Below are 20,828 nucleotides of genomic sequence, written 5' to 3' on the forward strand. Positions count from 1 at the left end.
GTTACTCCAAAGGTTCAATACGATTTAACGGTTTTCGCAATTGGGCCAGTTCCCAATCTTCAAGCAATTCATTATGATGAATTGCTAGCCATTCAAACACTAGGGATAAAGCTCGCCTTGGCAAACTGCCGTTCAAGACCTTGCCGTCGAGACTTACTAAGGCTTCATAATCACCGTAACAAGCGTGAATATGCGGCGGGTTATGGTCTCGCCAGTTCATATAAATAATGATACCAAAGAAACGCGCCAATTCAGGCATAAAAGTCATGAGATTGCAGGAGTTTGAAGTATTTTAACACCAGTTTGACTAACTGATTGCAGGTGATTAGCTGCGGTAATGGTTCGGATTGAAATTTAGCTACCAACAGCTCAGCTTTACCGATGCCAAATATGCCGTAAAGGCGTCGTGAAAAATTTCTCGATCAACTCAACGGATTGTTACCCATGGCAGTCCATGATGGCGGTAACAAGGAACTGCATCGACAGGTTTAGCCAAATAAGCCTGGCGGTTTCCAAGGCATTCAGAAATTCAACAATTAGCTCATCGCTATAATCAGTCATATGTCCAGCAGCAACTGCGTTTAGCGGCCAAGCTGCAAGCGCAAATTCCTGGGTGATAGCCGTGTCATATAGCCTGTCAAATAAAATACTCTAATTGACTCGATAAAGGCTACGCTGCGATATTCCTCGATTCCACTGCGTTGCATCGAGGCTACGGGTGATTAAAAATCGCCAAGTCCTTAAATAAACCCCGCCAGCCAGGTTCTGATTCTTAAGCCCAGTTCGCTGGTATAACCTACCGTGGTAAACACAATATCGCCCCGGCTGTTGGTAAAAAACAGGGTAGGGACGGCGGTGACGCCGAAGCTTTTGGCGTTGGTTCCTTGCGGGTCGTTCAGCACTGGCCAGGCCAGTTGTTTCTGGCGTAAATAGGCTTGCACGGCGGTGCTATCACCGGACTGGAATGCTACGGTTACCAGCGGATAATCACCCACCACCTTATTAAACCCACTTTGCATCATTTGGCATACCCCGCACCATTCGGCCCAGAAATAAATGATGGCCGGGCCTTTGCCCAGGAAAGTGTTAACGGGTACGCCGTTAACCCCGGCGCCCTCGCTAAACGGTGGTTTGCCGGTAACCAGATCGCCGTCGCGTAAAAATTGGCCGGCAAAAATAACCAGCGTAAACAATAGATAAAAGCCGTATTTTTTAATCACTTATAAACCCTGCATGACACTGCTGCCGTGCTGTTTCAGCCAGCGGCGCTGTTGTTGGTATTCCGGCAGATGTTGGGCCACCAGGCTCCAAAATTCGGCGGAATGATTTTTGTGGCGAATATGGCATAGCTCGTGTACCACTACATATTCCAGTACTTGGGGTGGTGTCAGCATCAGCAGCCAGTTAAGATTAATGTCGTTATCCGGGCCGCAACTGCCCCAGCGGCTTTTTTGAGTTTTGATGCGCAGACTGCGCGGTATCAGGCCAAAGCGGGGGGCGTGCTGGGCAATCAGGCGTTCGGCGTGCTGACGCGCCTGCAACTTCATCCAGCGCGTTAAAGCTAGTCTGATGAGTTCAGAACCTTGCGCGGCCATACTGACGGGGAGATACACTTGTAACACAGCATTATCTGTGTGACGAATATGCAGGCGGCTACCGTTGACCGGTTCGATCTGCAAAACCAGTTGTTGACCGAGATAGGGTATGTGTACGCCCTGTGCGTAATTGGCGGGCGCCAGTTTGGGGATGGCCTGAGTCTGCTCGGTGACTCTGAGCAGTGCGGCGTTGATCCAATCCTGCTGTTGGGCAACAAAGGCTTTAATTTGGCGTTCCGGCATCTTGGGCGGAGCCACTACTTCAATCTTGTCTGCTTTGACGACAATCCGGGTGGCGTTGATCCGGCTGCTGCGCCGGATGCTATAGCTCAGTTCGCCGATTTTATAAGTGGGTAGGGCAGTTTTAGTGCGGTTCATCAATTTGCACCAGAGACTCCTGTTCCTGATTAATCATGTGGGTGGCCAGCTGTTGCAGGGCATTGCGCAATTCCCGGCGAAAACTGGCATCCATGTTGACTTCGGCCAGGGCTTTGTCCATGCACAGCATCCATTGGTCACGTTCGTCCGGGCCAATGGCAAATTTGATATGGCGCATCCGCAGCATGGGATGGCCGTATTCTTCTATAAACAGATTAGGCCCGCCCAACCAGCCGGATAAAAACTTGAACAGCTTTTCCTTGGCACCGGCCAGATCGGCGTGCATGTCTCGGATGCCACGGGTTTGCGGCAGCATATCCATATAAAAGTAAAAGCGGTCCACCAAACTGCGAATGGCGGCCTCGCCGCCAATTAACTGGTAAGGCGTAGTGGTCATGAAATACGGATCCTCATACTGAAGGGACTGGACGGTCAGATGGCGAGCTAATATACCTTATATTAGGGTTTTTGCTATCTTGAATCTGACAGCTGAACAGCAGGCGGGTTCAGGCTGCGTTGATTGCTGGCTGGCAAAACTTGAGGCAATTATTCAGGGTAGCCTCGATGTAGCATAGCGGAATCGAGGTGTCGGCTGTTGAGCACTCTTCCACGCATTCTGTCGCATTTTTGGGGCAATCTGCTGCGATAAACCTCGATTCCACTCCGTTTCATCGGGCTACGGCGGTTAGGGCAATTGCATAATAATCGGCTGCAGCCACAAGTCGGCCTTAATAAACACATTGTTTCTTAAAAGTTGCTGAAACAAATCCTGTTCAGCGTTGTCATAAAAATCAGTAAAAAATCGGGCTTGAAAATTTACCGGCCGCCCATAAAGTAAACACAACTCACCGGCCCCTGTTGTGGGGCTGTTTAGCGATAATTTTTGATAGGGAAATGTCTGCAGGTCAGATCAAAACGTCCTCATGGTGCAATGTTATGAGAGAAACTACATATTTTTATTATTGTTATTTTCAAACCAAATTCATCAACCCCTACATTTGCGTTAGTAGCTGTCTAACTACGCCCGGCAGGATATTCAGCTAAGGCCTGATCGCGTCTTTTTTGGAGAAAAACACCAACTGGTTCAGGGAAGTAACACCATGTTTATTTCAACTAATATGCGCAGTATCCGCGTCCGTCCTCCGCCCAAATCGCGTTTAACCCTGCCTAAACTTTTACATTATATAAACATCTAGGAGGACACTATGCTGGAAGTCAAAGGCTTGACCCGGCAGTATGGAAATTTTGTGGCTGTCGATAATGTCGAATTTACCATCGGCGACCGCGAAATCGTCGGCTTGCTGGGGCATAACGGGGCCGGCAAGACCACTATCATGAAAATGCTCAGCGCTTATCTGGAGCCGGATCAGGGGCAAATCCTGATTGGCGGCCATGATCTGGCCGACTCAGCGAAACAAGTGCAGCAGACACTGGGTTATCTTCCGGAAAGCCTGCCGATTTATCCGGAGCTGGTAGTGGCGGATTATCTGGATTATGCCGCCGAACTCAAAGGTCTGGCAGGTGAGCAGAAATTTGCCGAAATCAGGCGGGTCATTCAGGCCACAGCCATTCAAGACCGGATACTGGCACCGATAGCAACGCTATCAAGAGGCTACAAGCAGCGGGTCGGCGTGGCGCAAGCCATACTCGGCAAACCCAAACTGCTGATATTGGACGAACCGACCAACGGCCTGGATCCGGCTCAAACCGCGCAAATGCGCAAATTGATCCGCACCCTGGCCGGCGAAGCCACAGTGATTCTGTCTACCCATATCCTGCAGGAAGTAGAAGCCTTGTGCGACCGGGTGCTGATCCTGCACGGCGGCAGGCTGGTACTGAACGAAAAACTGGACAAACTCAGACACAGCAATCATCTGCTGCTGGTCACCTCGCTGACCCCGGACGCTGCAGAACGGCAATTGCTGGGGATAAATGGCGTGACACACCTGGAAAGCTTAAACCAGCAACCGGATCAGCACAGCGGCTACCGCTACCGGCTGACCCTTAGCGACCGCGACTCCAGCCACCTGGTCAGCGCCCGTCTGGCCAACACCCTGGTCAACGCCGGAGCGGACATTTATCAAATCCAGCCGGAATTGCGCGATCTGGAAACCCTGTTCCGGGAAGTCAGCGCCGCGCCTCAATTAACTAACATCAATAAGGAGGAATTAAGCCATGCAGCCTGATTATCAAGCCCTGCCGATGATACGCCGCATTGCCGGTAAGGAAACCACCCTGTTTTTCACTTCACCCATCGCCTATTTGTTTTTAGCCTGTTTCGCGGCGGTGACCTTGTTTATCTTCTTTTGGGGCGAAGCGTTTTTCGCCCGCAACATTGCCGATGTGCGGCCCTTGTTCGAATGGATGCCGGTGCTGCTGATATTTTTAAGCAGCACCCTCACCATGCGCCTGTGGAGCGAAGAACGCCGCAGCGGCACACTGGAGCATGTCTTAACCCAGCCGACACCGTTATGGCACTTCGTGCTGGGAAAATTCGCCGGCTGTCTGACCCTGCTGGGTGCCGCCTTGCTGGTGACGCTGCCCTTGCCGGTGTCGGTCAGCCTGATCGGTGAACTCGACTGGGGCCCGGTATGGGCGGGCTATCTGGCAACCTTTTTACTGGGTGCGGCTTATTTAAGTATAGGTCTGTTTGTCTCCTCCCGTAGCGACAACCAGATTGTCAGCCTGATCAGCGCGACTGCGCTGTGCGGTATTTTTTACCTGCTGGGCAACAGCGTTATCACTGACTTTTTTGGCACCCAGAGCGCAGAATGGCTGCGCCTGCTGGGTAGCGGCTCGCGTTTTGATGCCATTACCCGTGGTGTCATCGACCTGCGCGACCTGTATTACTATCTGAGCATCATCGCCATATTCCTGACCTTAAACACCTACGGGCTGGAAAAAGAACGCTGGGCAAGCAGCAAAACCACACCCCGCCAGCTCAGTTGGCGCATCGTCACCGCTTTACTGATTGCCAACGCTCTGGGTGCCAATTTGTGGCTGGGTCAACTCAGCGGCCTGCGCCTGGATGTCACAGCAGGTCACCAGTATTCCATCTCAGCGGCCACACAAAGCTATCTGAGCCAACTGCAGGAGCCATTATTGCTGCGCGGCTATTTCAGCAGCAAGACCCATCCGCTGCTGGCGCCATTGGTTCCGCAATTACAGGATTTGCTGCGCGAATACGCCATCGCCAGTCACGGCAAGGTGCGGGTGGAATTTGTTGATCCGCTCAAAGAACCGGAGCTGGAACAGGAAGCCAACCAGAAATACGGCATCCAGCCGGCCCCTTTCCAGGTGGCGGACCGCTACCAGTCGGCCATCGTCAGTTCTTATTTCAACGTGCTGGTGCAATACGGCGATCAGTATCAGGTACTGGGTTTTCGCGATCTGATCGAAGTGCAAACCGGCAGCGAAACCAAACTGGACGTACAATTGCGCAATCCGGAACACGATCTGACCAGGGCCATTAAAAAAGTGCTGAACGCCTATCAGTCTGGCGGCAATCCGTTCGACACCTTAAAAGGCAATCTGGCTCTCAACGCCTATATATCGGCAGACAGCGCCTTGCCGCCCCAATTGGTGGAATTCCGCAAAACCGTGCAGAAAGTGGCGGAGAACCTGCAGGCCCAATCCCATGGCCGGTTCAGCGTCAACTTTATCGACCCTGACGCCGGTGACGGCCAAGTGGCCAAGCAAATTGCCAAGGAATACGGCATGCAGCCGCTGTCGCTGAGTTTGACGGGCGGTAGTAAATTCTATTTTTACCTGACCCTGGTCAAGGACAAACAAGTAGGGCAAATCCCACTAAACGACCTGACTGAAGCCGGGTTCAAACACGATCTGGAAGCCGGCGTCAAACGCTATGCCAGCGGCTTCACCAAAACCGTGGCGCTGGTCACTCCGCAAGCGGATGTGGGTCAGTTAGGCAGGAGCGCGGGACAGTTCCAGACTTTGGAAAAATTCATAGGCGCGGAATTGAATTTTATCTCGGAAGACCTTAGCGACGGCCGCGTCTCCGGTGACGCCGATGTGCTGTTGCTATTGGCTCCCAATAATCTGAACGACAAACAATTATTTGCTGTCGATCAGTTTTTGATGCAGGGCGGTACCGTGATCGCAGCCACTTCACCCTATGCGGCCAGATTGACAGCACGCAGCATCAGCCTGCAACAACACCATTCCGGCCTAGCCGACTGGCTGGCACATAATGGCTTGAAGCTGGAGGAAAAACTGGTACTGGATCCGCAGAACTCGGCGCTGCCCTTGCCGGTGAACCGCAACGTGGGCGGATTTATGCTGCAGGAAATGCGCATGCTGGATTATCCTTATTTCATCGATATTCGCGGCCAGGGTTTGCATCATGAACACCCTGTCATCGCTGACCTGCCGCAATTGACCATGACCTGGGCATCGCCTATTCAAATCGATCCAGACAAACAGGGCCAACGTAAAATCAGCGAATTGCTGCGCAGTTCGGACAAATCCTGGCTGTCAGCGTCCACCGATGTGATGCCGCATTTAGATGCCAATGGGCAAAACCACTACGCTTCGGAAGGCCAAACCGGCTCACAGTTATTGGGGGTAGTCAGTGCCGGTCGCTTCGAATCCTATTTCGCCGGCAAAGCTTCACCCTTGCTCAGTCAGGACAAAATCTACGTCGAACCCGCGAACGGCGCAAACACCAACGCAGATTCCGTCAGCGGCGTAATTGAACATTCACCGGAATCAGCGCGCATCATCCTGTTCGCCTCCAACGACTTCCTGACCGATCAGGTGATCCGCATCGCCGGCTCAGCCAGCCGCAGCGAATATCTGAACAGCCCGCAACTGATAGCCAACACTCTGGATTGGGCGCTGGAGGATGCCAGCCTGTTGAGTATTCGGGCGCGCGGCCACTTCAACCGCACTTTGCCGCCTATGGAACATGACCAGCAATTGTTCTGGGAATACGGCAATTATGCGCTGGCCGCCGCAGCGCTAGGCCTGATCGCCTGGTTACAGCGCGCTCGGCGTGGCGCTCGGCACCGCGAATTCTTGCGCTTACTGACTGAATAAACGGGAGGACACTCATGAAGAAAATGCAAACCTGGTTAGTCGGCTCGCTAGTACTGCAACTGCTGCTGGCAGCCTTGATCTATTGGCAACAAAACAGCCAGCAGCAAGCGGCGCCGCAAGCCTTGCTGGCCTTTAACCCAGAGCAGCTGGACAAAATCGTGCTCAGCGATGCCGGTCACAGCGTTACCCTGAATAAAACCGCTGCCGGCTGGATTATTCCGGAATTGAAACAATTACCGGCCGACAACTCTAAGTTGACCGGGCTGCTCAGCAAACTGCAAGCTCTGCAAAGCGGCTGGCCGCTGGCCACCACGGCCGTCAGCCATCAGCGCTTTGAAGTGGCGGACGACAAATACCAACGCCGCCTGCAACTGATACACGGGCAAAATCCGGTAGCGGAACTGCTGCTGGGTACCTCGCCCGGTTTTAAAAAGTCCTACCTGCGTCGCCCCGGTGACGACAATGTTTATGCCGGCAACTTGAGCAGTTTCGAAGTACCGGTCAGTAACGCCGAATGGCTGGACAAGTCCTTACTGGCGGCAGGGGACGCTGAAACCATCAAAGGCCCGGATTTCGTGCTGGAGAAAAAAACCGATGGCTGGCATTTCGCGGCAGCGGCAAACCAAACAGACAGCCCTGCGCAACTGGATCAGGCCAAGGCCCAACAATTGGCCGGCGCGTTGGCTGGCCTGCAGGTATTGGCCCTGGCGGATAATCCACCGCCAGCCAGCGACCCGGCCAATAAAACCTGGGAGTTACAGGTGAGCGGTAAAACCGGCGACAGAACCTACCGATTTGTACAAAATGCAGATCATTATCTGGTTGGCCGTAATGATCGTGACAACCTGTTCAGCATCAACAAACAGGATTTTGAACGCATCACCCAAGCCAGTCGTCAGCAGTTGTCATTAGCTGAACCTGCGCCAAGCACTACCCCGCCGGAACCTCCGCCGGCAAGCCCTAAAGTCCCAAATTAAACGGGAATCACGCCCCCGCTGTGCGGCTGACAGCGGGGCGCTATAAAAATTCGCTTTAATATATTTAACAATCGGCCTATTTTATCTTCCGCCCAATCGCTGCGGGCAGGGCGGAAATGGCAGCTATTTAAGTGGTAGGAATTACAAGCGGCCAGTGCCGGATGTGGCGACAATTCGCCCCAGTGGCAAGCCGGCAAATCTGATCAGATATCGGGCAAGTGTGGCGGGTGTTTACCGATCTTAACTCAAGACTTAATTGTACATAATCCTGTACAATTAAGTCAGCGTTTTTACTGTGCTAAAAATTGGTATGATGTGGCTACCCTGTGTGTTTTCAGCGATGCTTTAATAAGCCCTTGGCGCTCGTTCAGACTCAACAAGTGGTCTTCATTTTGCGCCAAACTGACTCTACGCAGTGATGCCTTGCAGTTTTTCTGATCGGAAAACCGCCCGGCGCAACAACTAACTGGAACTAAAATTCATCCCGAATTTTCAGCGGGTGTCCCAGCTTACAAGCTCTAAACCGCCTTGCACCGCCGCCAAGCCATGGACGCAAGACCGGTGGCAAACAGCGGTAGCGATGTTGGAAGTGGTACGGCGCTCACTGGTACGGCACTCATTTGCCAGTCGGATTGAACATATGAGGGCATAGTGTAGCCATAGGAAGTACCGCCCATGTAATAATTCCCACCTAATACCGACACCGCTAAACTGTTGCCGACATAGAATTGGAAACCATCATAAAGGTCCGGGAGGACTGCGGCCGTGAAATTCATGTAACTGCCGTCGAGGGTCACCAGTGGTGTCGTCGAATCGGGAAAACCGGGTGCGATGGGGAAGGCGGGGTGTCCGGTGGTACCGGGGTACGCCACGCTGTAAGCAACGTCGGCATTGTAGATCAAAGGCGTTGGCGTCGCTGCCACACCATTGAAGGTAACGTCTTGCACCGAAGTGACGGCCACGGTGTTGTTATCAGCTTCCAGAGTGCCGATCATTATGCCGGCGAGATTGACCCCGTCGGCGGTATCGATATAGGAAAAGTTGAACTGTTCAGCTTCGGCTAGCGGCAGGTAGATAGCCAGTCCTAAACTGGCGGCGATAAGGGTATTCTTCATGGTGGTTCTTCTGAGTGATTTTTGAAAAATGAAGTTAAGCCGTCTGGCGCTTTTATTGAGTTAGGCTAATCAATCGCACTGATAGATTTTTAAATGCTCAAACTGGATACTTTTGATAATGCCTAATTCCATAGTAATTAAAGCAATTATCAAGCCACATGGTTACTCAAATAAAAAATAAATACTAAAAAACAATATGTTACGTGTGCTTTATGGGCAACAACGTAAGTAAGTTATTTGATCGGCATAATAAATACTGTGTGATATAACCTGTTTTTTAATATAAATGCGTGAATTAGTTTTTTTCATATCAGCCGAGATTCGATAAACCGTTGCTTCTCCGATTTTAAGTTCTCGGGCGATGTTTGTTTGGGTGAATGGTGAATCTCTAGATTTATGAGTAATTAAATGTAGTTTCAATAATTTACCCTTTGTGCAACAATTTAGACCAGTCACACCAGAAATCCTAAGCTAAAATCGGAAATTCAGCTCTGATATGGCTTGTAGTCAAGAAAAGCCAAAGGCACAGAATCAATTTTCAACGACCTGTTAAGCCCTCTAATGGTATACTTGTGGAATAAGGGTGGCGGCTCTGGAACCAAATCAACCTGCCTCAGTCTTATCTGTACGTTTACTCCCATAGAGGTATCTATCATGCGTTTTAACACTGTCACTGCGCGTTCTGAAGCCGGTATTCTGGCTTCCAACAAGGTTTTAAAAAACACTTATCTGCTGCTGTCCATGACGCTGTTGTTCAGCGCTGGTACGGCTGCTCTGGCGATGGTATTTAACCTGCCGTATCCTGGCCCTATCATCACTTTGGTGGGTTATTTCGGTCTGCTGTTTTTGACCACCCGTTTCAGCAATAGTGCATTAGGTCTGGTGTTTGTATTTGCTTTGACCGGTTTTATGGGTTTGACCCTGGGGCCTATTCTGGACATGTATCTGCATGCTTTCAGCAATGGTCAACAATTGGTGATGACTGCCCTGGGCGGTACCGGTTTGATCTTTTTGGGCCTGTCGGCTTATGCCTTGACCACCCGTAAAGATTTCAGCTTTATGGCCGGTTTCCTGATGACGGGTGTATTGGTGGCATTCTTTGCCGGTCTGGCGGCGATGCTGTTTTCTATTCCAGCCCTGTCTTTGGGGGTATCAGCCATGTTTATCATGCTGATGGCCGGTATGATTTTGTATCAAACCAGTGAAATTATCCACGGCGGCGAAACCAATTACATTCTGGCCACTGTGTCCTTATATGTTTCTATTTACAATCTGTTCCTGAGTTTGCTGCAATTACTGGGCGTGTTTAGCGGCGAAGATTGATTCAAACAGTTTAACCCGGCATTTTTTGCCGGGTATTAAAACTATCAAGTCATGCCGCCCACTGGATTGGGCGGCAAACTCAGCAGGACGGTCAAATCCTCAGTGTATCCGTCTACAATCGCTAAAGCTGACTTTTCCGGCATCGTGTCGGGTTAATAATTAGAAGAATTAATGAACGATTTTATACCCGGCCAACGCTGGATTAGCAATACCGAATCAGAACTGGGTCTGGGTCTGATTCTGGAAGTCGAATTTAATCGGGTCGCCGTGCTGTTTCTGGCCACAGGTGAAAAGCGACTCTATGCCAAAGACAACGCGCCGCTGACCCGAGTCAGTTTTGCAGTGGGCGATATCATTGAATCGGTGGAATATCAAAAAATCACCGTAGAACACATCGAAGAACATCAGGGTTTGCTGACCTATATCGGCCTGGACGAAGACGGCCAACTGCAGCAAATTGACGAGATGGAATTAAACCATCACATTCAGTTCAACAAGCCGCAGGATAGACTGTTTACCGGTCAGTTTGATCCCACCAACTGGTTTTTACTGCGTTACGAAACCTGGCGCCGCCAACAACAGCATCAACAATCTGCCGTTAAAGGCATGCAGGGCGTCAGAGCTGCGCTGATTCCACACCAGCTGTACATTGCCCAGCAAGCTGCCAATCGGGCCATGCCGCGCATCATGCTGGCCGACGAAGTAGGTTTGGGCAAAACCATAGAAGCCGGTTTGATTATTCATCACCGTCTGATTAACGGTTTAAGTCGGCGGGTTTTGATTTTAGTCCCGGAAAGTTTGTTACACCAATGGCTGGTGGAAATGCTCAGGCGGTTTAATCTACGCTTCAGTATTTTCGACGAAAGCCGTTGTCAGGTCAGTGACGATAATCCGTTCAGCAACGAACAACTGATCTTATGCAGCCAAAACTTCTTTAGCCAATATCCTGACCGCCAGCAACAAGTGCTGGCCGCCGGCTGGGATTTGGTGGTGGTGGACGAAGCTCATCATCTGGAATGGAGTGAAGCACAGGCCAGCCCGGAATATCTATTCGTGGAACAGCTGGCGCAAACCAGCCCTGGTTTGATACTGCTGACTGCAACCCCAGAACAGTTGGGTAAAGAAAGTCATTTTGCCCGCTTACGCCTGCTCGATCCCGACCGGTTTTATCAATTTCAACAATTTTTGGCGGAAGAGAGCCAGTTTCAGCCGGTGGCAGAACTGGCCAATTTGCTGATTTCCGGCCAGTCACTTAGCGTAGCGGCCCAAAGCCAGTTACAAGACCTGCTGAAAAACGACAAGGTCGATAAATTACTGGCCCAGGTAAATGAACAAACTACCGAGCCGCAGGACAGCCGTCATCCATTTGGATTGAGCAATGTCCGCGAAGAACTGGTGAAATTACTGCTGGACCATCACGGCACTGGCCGCATCCTGTTTCGCAATTCCCGGCAAACCGTCAGCGGCTTTCCAGACCGCCAGCATTATGGTTATCCACTGACCGGCAATGACAGCAGCGATTTGCAGCACAGCCCCTATTTGGCCTGGCTGGTAGAGAAGCTTAAAGCCTTGGGTGATGAACGCGCGCTGTTGATCTGCCATCGCGCCGAAACCGTGATTCAACTGGAGCAATTGCTCAGACAGCATGTCGGTCATACCGCTGCCGTGTTCCACGAAGGCATGACAATTATCGAACGTGACCGTGCCGCTGCCTTTTTTGTCGACGACGAGAGCCGCGCCCAAGTGCTGATCTGTTCGGAAATCGGCAGCGAAGGCCGCAACTTTCAGTTTGTGCGCCATCTGATTTTGTTTGATCTGCCGGAAAACCCGGATTTACTGCAACAACGCATAGGCCGGCTGGACCGGATTGGTCAGCGCCATGTCATCCAGATTCATATTCCGTATTTGCTCAACTCTGCGCAGCACGTGCTGTACCGCTGGTATGACGAAGGTCTGGATGCCTTCCGCCATAACTGTTCCGGTGCAGCCCAGGTTTATAAACTGGTGCAAGCACAATTGCACGACGCCTTGCACAGTGCAGATAGTGCCAGCATTGATACACTGGTGGCACTAACACGCGAGATTAACCTGCAAGTGGCGGCGGAACTGCACAAAGGCCGGGATTTGTTACTGGAGCTCAACTCCTGCCGTAGCGAAGAAGCCGCCGAGCTGGTTGCCGAAATCAAAGCCGCTGAAACTGACGGCAGTTTGTGGCCGTATATGGAAAGCATATTCGATTGCTATGGTGTCGATGTGGAAGATCATTCCCGCGATTGCCATATCCTTTGGCCCAGTGAAAACCTGCGGATTGCCCATTTCCCCATGCTGCAGGATGATGGTTTGACCGTCACCGTGAATCGCGAGATAGCATTAAGACGCGAAGACATGCAATTTATCAGTGTGGAACATCCTATGGTGCTGGCAGCCATGGATCTGGTACTTTCCAGTGAAACCGGCAATGCCGCCGTTAGCGTAGTCAAACATCCGCAACTAAAACCCGGCCAGTTTTTACTGGAGCTGTTATTCGTTGCCGAATGCAGTGCGCCGCCGGAATTACAAATCGGTCGTTTCCTGCCGCCCACACCATTGCGGGTGTTATTGGATCAGAATAAAAAAGACTTATCGGCCATTATCGCGCACAATGCCTTAGTTGAAACCGGCGACAGTTTTGATAAAAATCAGATCAGCCAGTTTTTAAATAGTCAGCGTCAGCATATTCTTGATATGATTAGAACTTCTGAGCAATTAGTCAGTCAAAAACTGCAGCAATTGGTCAGCGAAAGCAGTAACCGTATGATTACTGCTCTTACCGGCGAAATCAAACGCCTGGTTCGTCTGAAACAAATCAACCCCGGCATCAAGGATCAGGAAATCGAGCAGCTTAAGGAAACCACGCTGCTGTCTCATGAAAGCATACAGGACGCCCAATTACGCCTGGATGCCGTACGCTTTGTGATTACCAGTTAAACACTTACTTCCGGTGAGCCCTCTTGGTGCAACCGGCAATGACTCAAAAGCAGCGCCTGATAGCTCAGGCGCTTGATAATTAAACCGCCAGACTTAATCCAGATTTCAATAGCCGATGTGCTTGGCTATAGCAAGTAAGGGTTATGCGGCGTTCACCCGACCTACGCCACTGTGGTGTGTAGATAGCTTAATTTAACCCTGACGCCAGAGCGTCCTAACCACAGCTTGCCAAGCACAAACCCAATATAATCTGATAGCGGCACAGGCCGGCTATTTAAATCAAAGACATAAAGGTCAATACATGCAATTTTCAGAACTAGGCTTGTCCGCGCAACTACTCAGTGCTGTTGCCGAACAAGGCTACCAAACCCCAACGCCTATTCAGGCTCAAGCCATACCAGCTATCCTTAAAGGTCGCGATGTGCTGGCAGGGGCGCAGACCGGCACCGGCAAAACCGCCGGCTTTACCTTACCGCTGCTGCATTTGCTGCAACAACAAGCCATCCCACCCAAACCCCGTCCACCGCGGGTATTGATACTGACACCAACCCGCGAACTGACATTGCAGGTTTATGAAAGCGTCTGTAATTATGGTAAACATTTGCCCTTTTTTGCTGAAGCAATCTATGGCGGCGTCAGCATCAAACCACAAATCCAAAGCCTGCAACGCGGTGCCGATATCATTGTTGCCACCCCTGGACGCTTACTGGATTTAATCAACCAGAATTATTTAAGCCTGGCTAAAATTGAGTATTTTGTGCTGGACGAAGCCGATCGCATGCTGGACTTGGGCTTTATTACCGATATTCGCAAAATCCTTAAGCTGTTGCCTAAGCAACGCCAAAATCTGCTGTTTTCCGCCACTTATGCACCGGAAATCAGCACACTGGCCGAACAAATCCTCAATAATCCAGTGGAAATATCAGTTGCGGTACGCAATGCCGCCGCAGACAGTGTGGCCCAGCAAATTTACCCGGTCAAACGCGAACAAAAACGCGAACTGCTGTCTTACCTGATCGGCAGCCAAAACTGGCGTCAGGTGCTGATTTTTGTCCGCACCAAACACGGTGCCGACCGGTTGACCAAGCAACTGATACAAGATGGTATCCGCAGCGCTGCATTGCATGGTGACAAAAGTCAGGGTGCCAGAGTACGGGCTTTGGATGATTTTAAATCCGGTCGCGTGACGGCCTTGATTGCCACCGACATTGCCGCACGGGGTCTGGATATTGATCAACTGCCACATGTAGTGAATTTTGATTTGCCGCAAGTGCCGGAAGATTATGTGCATCGGATCGGCAGAACCGGCCGAGCCGGTGCGGAAGGTCAGGCCATTTCCCTGGTTGACCAGGAAGAAGCCTATTTATTGGCCGGGATAGAAAAAGTGTTGAAACGCCAAATTCCACGGGTGGCCGATACCGGCTACGACCGGGTGACGCTGGACACCAATGCGCCTAAGCCCAAAGCCAAACCCCAACAGCAAAGACCTGCCCGTCCGCCACATGCTGGTCGTGCCGATCATACCGGTAAACGTCCGCCTCACAGCGGTAACCGTCCGGAGCGCGGCAGCAGCCGGGATGATGCCCGAGCGGGTCGTGGTGCCAGAGGCCGTTAAACGCGCTATCTAGTCAGACTGAATGGGCAGCTTGATAGGGCTGCCCATTTCCAGATTATTCAGCATCACGTTGAATGGACTTTTAAACCAGTATTTAGCTGTGAATGATGCGCTGCACTCGTTTAGCACATTCTACAACTGCCTGTTTTTTAAAAAGATACTTGGGTGCTGACTATTGCAAGGAGTGCAAGCCGATCAAATTACTTTCGGTATCATGCACCAAAGCAATAAAACCATATTCGCCAATCGCGGTTTTAGCTCTAAAAATCCCACCGCCAAACTCACTGGCCCTATCAGCTTCCACCGCACAATCCTGGCAATGAAAGTACAATCGTACTGTTACCACCGCTGCCTACCCCATCCATTTTTACCAAAGCCCCGGTTCCTAAACCGCTTTCAGTTTTGGGAAACCCCCATAATTCCAGGCCCGGCAACGGTGCATTGAGTTTTTCCAAGGTGAGCTGAAATACCGCTTCATAAAATTGTTTGGCACGGGCTATATCCTGCACATAAATTTCAAACCAAACTGCTGGATTAGTATTCATAAGAATTCCTCGTCAATTATTGAAATTATTCCATACCATAACTCTCTGATATGGTAGGACTTGACAAATAATTTAACAAATTTGCTTGACACGCGTATGACTTTGTTTTATTGTCAAGCCGAAAGTCACGGAAATGTAACATTTCAAAACTCCGGGCTTTCAGACCTTGATCATACTTATGCAATTTAATAAGTTAGTCGGGTTATAGCAGGCAACGGTCGCTGTTGTTTGTGGGGGATCAGGTTTCTTTCCCGTTCCTGGTTTCTGCTTAGAACAGCGATTTCCTTAAAAATATTTTGCTCAATAATGATACAAATTCGTTTTTTCGTGAAGTTTAACTTTAATCGGAGAGCCAATAATTTGCAAAATTTTATTTATCAGTAGTTTGTTTATCGCACTATAGTTTTTAACTATATCTGTATCGTTAATCGATACTAGTTGAAGTTTAAACGGCTCAGGTTTTGTTTTTGCTGTATTGGCACTGCAAACCGAAGGCCACTGTAAATAAGTTACCTGCTGTACCATGCCGGCTGTTGATTTAGCAGTCGGCATGTTTCAACACCCTAAACCAGCACTGGTTTGGTTTATCTGTCAAGTCCTCGATACTATCCCTAACAAAGTCCAGCGTGTTTTCCATCAGATGTTTTCATCATTGTCCGCAATTTTTATTAAGACAGTTCAGCGCCGAAAATCTGATCAGGTAATTTCAACTTAATTTATAAACACTGAAATAAAAAGATTTTCAGCGAAGGAATACAATCAAGCAAATGCGTGGACAAAGATTGTATAGCCTTCTAATATTCTTACTCATTTCTTACCATAATCAATGGAGTCGTTATGGAATCGACCAAAATTTCCAGCAAAGGCCAAGGATTATCCCCAAACATTTGCGTTCGATTTACCATTGGCAGGCTGACCAAGAACTGTCCGTGATCGATACTGGCGACGGTATTTAACACCTTTTACCGAAGTGAGTCTGGATGATGTGGCGAGCTATCTGTCCCACCAGGGTAAGGCGAAGTCCATTGAGGAAATGGAGAACGCGATTAATCTTGGCCTTAAGGCGCAACTGAATGATTGCGATTGATACCAATAGCATCGTACGGCTGCTGACTCGCGACGATGTAGAACAGTATGAAAGGCTTATAAACTATTTAAAAAACAGGAGATATTCATAAACGACACCGTCATTCTAGAAACAGAATGGGTGCTGCGGTTGGTTTACATATCTGCCAAACGCATAACTGATCGAGAAGTTCTAAGCCCCTAGGATGCCGCGCAAAGTTCCCGATTGATGCGTATCACTGCGTTCCGCCTTATCCGTCAATCGACCGCTAGTTTCAAAAATGATTTTTGTCTACCCGCAACTAAATATCGGATATATCAGTTTTATTGCTTGACCGGGAACTTTTTTGCGTGTCAGTGACCAGAATAGCATCGTCACCAAATAAGAAGGTCGTTACGCATGCAGCTTAAACATTCCTCGCAAGCAACATTTAATCTTGATGTATTTTTCCAGCAAGCCATCAATGCAGACAGCCTGGTCAAATTAACAGAATGGACGGGTTACCCGGTGAGTCTGAGTAAGGTAGAGCAGTTAGCCTATAGAAACGGTGAGACGGCTTATTTCGTCAGTATCAGTGCCCAGCCGGAAGCCGAAGCCAAGATTATCCAGGGCCTGTGGCAACATCTGCGGATACCGCTAGTCGCTTATGCCGGTTTTACCCACAACTATCAAAGTTGCAATCGCTGGATGGCCGATGATCACGGTGTGAGCTGCGCTACCATTACAGTCTAAGCGCGTACGCTGAGTAGTTACACCAACCAGATATTGAAGGCATAGGATGTGCTGAACGTACGTAGTGAAGCGCATCAATCACGAACCATGCGCCTGCTTGCATCGGCACATCCAATTTAAAACAAAACTAGCCGTTCATCACCAGATTGACATTATTGGTGACAACCCAACTGTAAAACGATACCGCCGAGGCCAGCGTAGCGGTATTCCAGCGGCTTTTCATTTTATGCCGGGTACAGAACAAAAAGGCGATAGCCAGTAAAATCACGAACTTGACCATGGTAATGGACATGCCCAGACCGATATGTTCGGCGCAAAAATTGAGTAGTGGATTGACTTCATTGACATCCGCAAAACACAGGCCAATATAGGTAATGGCACCATCTGCGACTTGTAACAAGCCAAATAATACAATCAATATCACATTAATATTGTTTCTAAGCAGCAGGCGCTGCAAATCGGCATTTTTAAGATGACGGATCAGCCCAATTTCGTAACGCTTGGCGATCAGTACATTATGGATAAAGGTTTGGCTTCTTAAAAAAACGTGGTTAAGCAGGGGGCGGAGGCTGGATACAAGGGATGCTGCACTAGGCATAAGGGGTATTTTCATGGTTACTCGCTGGGTCAGATTGCTGAGTCGCCGTTAGCTTACCACGAATTACAGGGTATGCTTATATATAAATACCACTAGCCACAAAATAAAAATGTTAAAAACAAAAACTCACGCCGATTTCAGATAAAAATATAGTTATTACTCAGCGTAAGCTTGAATTTCTGCTTTTTAACCAAGTAATTGGCCTCGAATGATGCGCAGCACTGCGTTTAGCACATCCTACCAATCGCCGCAGATCATTTGGCTAACATCCCGCGCCAGCCGTTGGCGATCAGCCGGGCGATGCTTAATAATATCAGCGGAGCGGAAATACCGGCGGGTGCCGCCAAGTAATGCGGCTGCCATTGTGGCGAAAACTTTTCCTTATAAGCGTACAGGCCTTCAAAGTTATAAAACTGCTCGCCCAGATCAAAAATAGCCGTCCCCAGCTTATGCCATAACGGCGCCAAGGGCCGCCGCTCCAGACCAGCCAGCGGCGCCATACCCAGTGAAAACCAGCGGTACTGTTCGGCCTGGCCCCATAACAGTAATTCGGCAAACAAAAAGTCCATAATGCCTTTCGGGCTGTCCGGGTGGTAACGCATCAAATCTATCGACAGTTCCTGATGATTAATAGTCTGAAACAGATTGGCAAAAGCCATGATCCGGCCAGTTTCATCCTTAATCACAGCAACACCGGTGCGGCGCAGATAAGCTTCGGAAAAATAGCCCAGTGAAAAACCTTTCTCACGAGTATGTTTATGGGCCAGCCAGGCATCGGAGATTTCCCGCAGCCGGGGCAGGGCAGTTTCCAGTTCGGCAGCGGCCAGCACTTCAAAACGATAAGCCAGTTTGGTAAATTTATTAATACTGCTGCGCAAATCTACCCGGTGTTTGCCTTGCAGATTAAAACCGGCCAATTCCACATTAGCCGCTTCCCCCAGCTTGAACAGCGATAAACCCAAATCCAGATAAAACGGCAAAAATTCCGGGCTAACCTGATAAAACACCGGTTTGGCCCCATACTGGTCTGCCAGCTCACGGAATTGCCAGAGCAGATTTTCGATAGCGGATTTAGCACCCACCGGATCACTCATGGCGATCCAGTAATTTGAGGTGATGGCAAACATAATAAATGCGGTGCGTTCCTTATTCCACAACAGGCGTTTGTCGCCAACCAAGGCCAGAAAGCCTTCGGTATGCTCACATTGCTGCACCAGTTGCCGGGCTTCTTCCAATTCAGCGGCACTGGGTGCCGCAAACTTTTGGGGCGGGGCAATACTTAACAGACGGGAAATGCCATAACACAAACACACCACAGTCAGCAGTAATAGCGCCCGCAAAAACCGGGGAGCATTGCCGTCATAGGAAAACTGCCACCATAACTCGTGGGTGTATTCCACATCCTGATAAGCAAATAAACCTATCCAGATACTGGCGGCCAGCACCATAGCCACTGAAGCCAGCCAGGGTTTGCTGAATGACACACGCAACAGTGAAGACTGGCGTTGAAAATGGCTGCGGGTAGGCAGCATCAGCAGCAATATTACACTTAACAGCAAAGCTTCACGCCAATCCAGCCCCTTTAATAAGGAGACCACAATACCCAGGCTTAACAATAAAATACTGGCATACCAGGCGGCATCAATTTTCAGGCGTATGCCACGGCTTAAAAACAGTAACAACAGACCGATCAAACTGCCGATCAGATGCGAAAACTCAATGATCGGTAATGGCAATTGGCTTAGCCAGTCCAGCGCCGTGGAATTAGCCGGAATGGAACCGGAAATCAACAATACGCCGCCGGCAAACAGTAATAACAGCGCATACAATTGCGGCACAGTGGCAGCCAACAAACGCCGCAAGCCCAGACTACTTTCCGAAATCTGCACCCGCCGACTGTAAATCTCATAACTCAGTAAACCTGCTCCAGCCAGCAGCAGCGGCAGAAAATAATAAACCGCCCGGTACAGCAGCAAAGCGCCGATCAGCACCAAATGTTCATTGTGATTTTCAATATCACTCATCAGCCATAAAAACGCACTTTCAAACACGCCGATGCCGCCCGGCACCTGACTGATCACACCCAATACCTGCGCCACCACAAACACCACCAGAAACGCGCCGAAATCCATAGGCAATTTGCCTAGCAGCAGCACCCACAACACCAGCGAGGACAGCACCACATCAGCGCTGGCAATCAGAGTTTGCCAGACCGCCATTTGCGGAGTGGGCAAATACAGCTGAAAATCTTTAATCAACAGCGGCTTGCGCCAGAACAATACCGCCAGCCAGTAACCGAGTAAGGTCAGCGTACAAACCAGGCTTAGCCAATGAATCTGCACCGGCTCCTGGACACCTTGTGCCAGATAGTAAGGCAAAATCAGGCTGCCGATCAATCCCAGTGTTAAAGCCCCCAGCAGATAAGTCAGGGTTTGGAACAGGGAAATCTTAATCACATCCCAGCCCGGCACCCCCCATTTTGAATAAAACCGGTAACGTATCGAACCGCCTGCCGCCCAGGCATGGCCAGTATTATTACTGATGGCATAACTTAATAAAGCCGCCGCCAACATTTTTATCAGCGGAATATTGTTATGCCCGGTAAACCGCAACGCCAGCCAGTCGTAGCCCACCAGCACCAGATAATTCACCACCGTCAAGCCAAAAGCCAGACCGATAATCCATTGTGGTGTAGCCTGCAAAGTGTCGAAAATTTCGCTTAAATCATGCGCCTGTAATTGGCGATGAACCAGATACAGCGCCGCGCAAAACAGCAGCAGCGGCAAAAATTGGCTCAGCTTAAGCAGATAGCGATGCAGGGTAGTGGCGTTAAACATAATCAATTAACAGCGGGTAGGG

The 20,828-nt window shown here is 49.9% G+C and carries 17 protein-coding genes; 7 read left to right on the forward strand and 10 right to left on the reverse strand.

Annotated features, from left to right (window positions below):
• Position 1: 1 nt before the first annotated feature.
• The 4 genes from KEF85_RS07655 to KEF85_RS07670 form a co-directional block, all read right to left on the reverse strand.
• Positions 2-268, reverse strand: a complete 267-nt coding sequence (locus KEF85_RS07655) for a DUF4160 domain-containing protein (RefSeq protein WP_246535074.1) — start codon at positions 266-268, stop codon at positions 2-4.
• A gap of 472 nt (positions 269-740) precedes the next feature.
• Positions 741-1,220 (reverse strand): redoxin domain-containing protein, encoded by a 480-nt coding sequence (locus KEF85_RS07660; protein ID WP_215584669.1) that lies wholly within the window; start codon positions 1,218-1,220, stop codon positions 741-743.
• Positions 1,221-1,973, reverse strand: coding sequence for a M48 family metallopeptidase (locus KEF85_RS07665; RefSeq protein ID WP_215584671.1), 753 nt, complete (start codon positions 1,971-1,973; stop codon positions 1,221-1,223).
• Positions 1,960-2,370 (reverse strand): group II truncated hemoglobin, encoded by a 411-nt coding sequence (locus tag KEF85_RS07670; protein ID WP_215584673.1) that lies wholly within the window; start codon positions 2,368-2,370, stop codon positions 1,960-1,962. Before KEF85_RS07670 ends, KEF85_RS07665 begins: the two co-directional genes overlap by 14 nt.
• A gap of 808 nt (positions 2,371-3,178) precedes the next feature.
• On the opposite strand from KEF85_RS07670, the gene KEF85_RS07675 reads away from it, so the two are divergent.
• The 3 genes from KEF85_RS07675 to KEF85_RS07685 are packed head-to-tail and all read left to right on the forward strand — an operon-like array spanning position 3,179 to position 8,008.
• The gene (locus KEF85_RS07675; protein ID WP_215584675.1) at positions 3,179-4,159 is read left to right on the forward strand and encodes an ABC transporter ATP-binding protein; all 981 of its coding nucleotides are present in this window, start codon (positions 3,179-3,181) and stop codon (positions 4,157-4,159) included.
• Positions 4,149-7,031 carry a Gldg family protein gene (locus tag KEF85_RS07680; RefSeq protein ID WP_215584676.1) on the forward strand — a complete coding sequence of 961 codons (2,883 nt, stop codon included), beginning with the start codon at positions 4,149-4,151 and terminating at the stop codon, positions 7,029-7,031. The genes KEF85_RS07675 and KEF85_RS07680 overlap by 11 nt, the downstream gene beginning before the upstream one ends.
• A 14-nt stretch (positions 7,032-7,045) precedes the next feature.
• Positions 7,046-8,008: a DUF4340 domain-containing protein gene (locus KEF85_RS07685; protein ID WP_215584678.1), complete on the forward strand. Its 963-nt coding sequence runs from the start codon at positions 7,046-7,048 to the stop codon at positions 8,006-8,008.
• Between the two features lie 518 nt (positions 8,009-8,526).
• Here KEF85_RS07685 and KEF85_RS07690 read toward each other — a convergent pair.
• On the reverse strand, positions 8,527-9,123 hold the full coding sequence (locus KEF85_RS07690; RefSeq protein WP_215584680.1) for a PEP-CTERM sorting domain-containing protein: 597 nt from the start codon (positions 9,121-9,123) through the stop codon (positions 8,527-8,529).
• A 654-nt stretch (positions 9,124-9,777) separates the two neighbouring features.
• Here KEF85_RS07690 and KEF85_RS07695 point away from each other — a divergent pair.
• The 3 genes from KEF85_RS07695 to KEF85_RS07705 all read left to right on the forward strand — a co-directional run bounded on the left by KEF85_RS07695 (position 9,778) and on the right by KEF85_RS07705 (position 15,028).
• The gene (locus KEF85_RS07695) at positions 9,778-10,446 is read left to right on the forward strand and encodes a Bax inhibitor-1/YccA family protein (protein WP_215584681.1); all 669 of its coding nucleotides are present in this window, start codon (positions 9,778-9,780) and stop codon (positions 10,444-10,446) included.
• Positions 10,447-10,617: 171 nt separating this feature from the next.
• The gene (gene rapA, locus KEF85_RS07700; protein ID WP_215584683.1) at positions 10,618-13,413 is read left to right on the forward strand and encodes an RNA polymerase-associated protein RapA; all 2,796 of its coding nucleotides are present in this window, start codon (positions 10,618-10,620) and stop codon (positions 13,411-13,413) included.
• A 301-nt stretch (positions 13,414-13,714) separates the two neighbouring features.
• A complete protein-coding gene (locus KEF85_RS07705) occupies positions 13,715-15,028 on the forward strand; it encodes a DEAD/DEAH box helicase (RefSeq protein WP_215584685.1) in 1,314 nt (437 codons plus the stop codon).
• A gap of 172 nt (positions 15,029-15,200) precedes the next feature.
• Here KEF85_RS07705 and KEF85_RS16920 read toward each other — a convergent pair whose 3' ends face one another.
• From KEF85_RS16920 to KEF85_RS07715, 3 genes are all read right to left on the reverse strand, one after another.
• Complete coding sequence (locus tag KEF85_RS16920; protein WP_281413701.1) at positions 15,201-15,332, reverse strand: VOC family protein; 132 nt, start codon at positions 15,330-15,332, stop codon at positions 15,201-15,203.
• Positions 15,322-15,573, reverse strand: coding sequence for a VOC family protein (locus KEF85_RS07710; protein WP_215584687.1), 252 nt, complete (start codon positions 15,571-15,573; stop codon positions 15,322-15,324). The genes KEF85_RS16920 and KEF85_RS07710 overlap by 11 nt, the downstream gene beginning before the upstream one ends.
• A 300-nt stretch (positions 15,574-15,873) precedes the next feature.
• Positions 15,874-16,125, reverse strand: a complete 252-nt coding sequence (locus tag KEF85_RS07715; protein WP_215584688.1) for a hypothetical protein — start codon at positions 16,123-16,125, stop codon at positions 15,874-15,876.
• A 913-nt stretch (positions 16,126-17,038) separates the two neighbouring features.
• Here KEF85_RS07715 and KEF85_RS07720 point away from each other — a divergent pair.
• Complete coding sequence (locus tag KEF85_RS07720; RefSeq protein WP_215584690.1) at positions 17,039-17,371, forward strand: hypothetical protein; 333 nt, start codon at positions 17,039-17,041, stop codon at positions 17,369-17,371.
• 127 nt (positions 17,372-17,498) lie between these two features.
• On the opposite strand, the gene KEF85_RS07725 is transcribed toward KEF85_RS07720, so the two are convergent.
• A complete protein-coding gene (locus tag KEF85_RS07725; RefSeq protein WP_215584692.1) occupies positions 17,499-17,984 on the reverse strand; it encodes a DUF5658 family protein in 486 nt (161 codons plus the stop codon).
• Positions 17,985-18,223: 239 nt separating this feature from the next.
• Entirely contained in the window at positions 18,224-20,806 is a 2,583-nt protein-coding gene (gene mprF / locus KEF85_RS07730; protein ID WP_215584694.1) for a bifunctional lysylphosphatidylglycerol flippase/synthetase MprF, read from the reverse strand.
• Between the last annotated feature and the right edge of the window lie 22 nt (positions 20,807-20,828).

It is taken from the genome of Methylomonas paludis, assembly GCF_018734325.1.
Classification (GTDB): domain Bacteria; phylum Pseudomonadota; class Gammaproteobacteria; order Methylococcales; family Methylomonadaceae; genus Methylomonas; species Methylomonas paludis.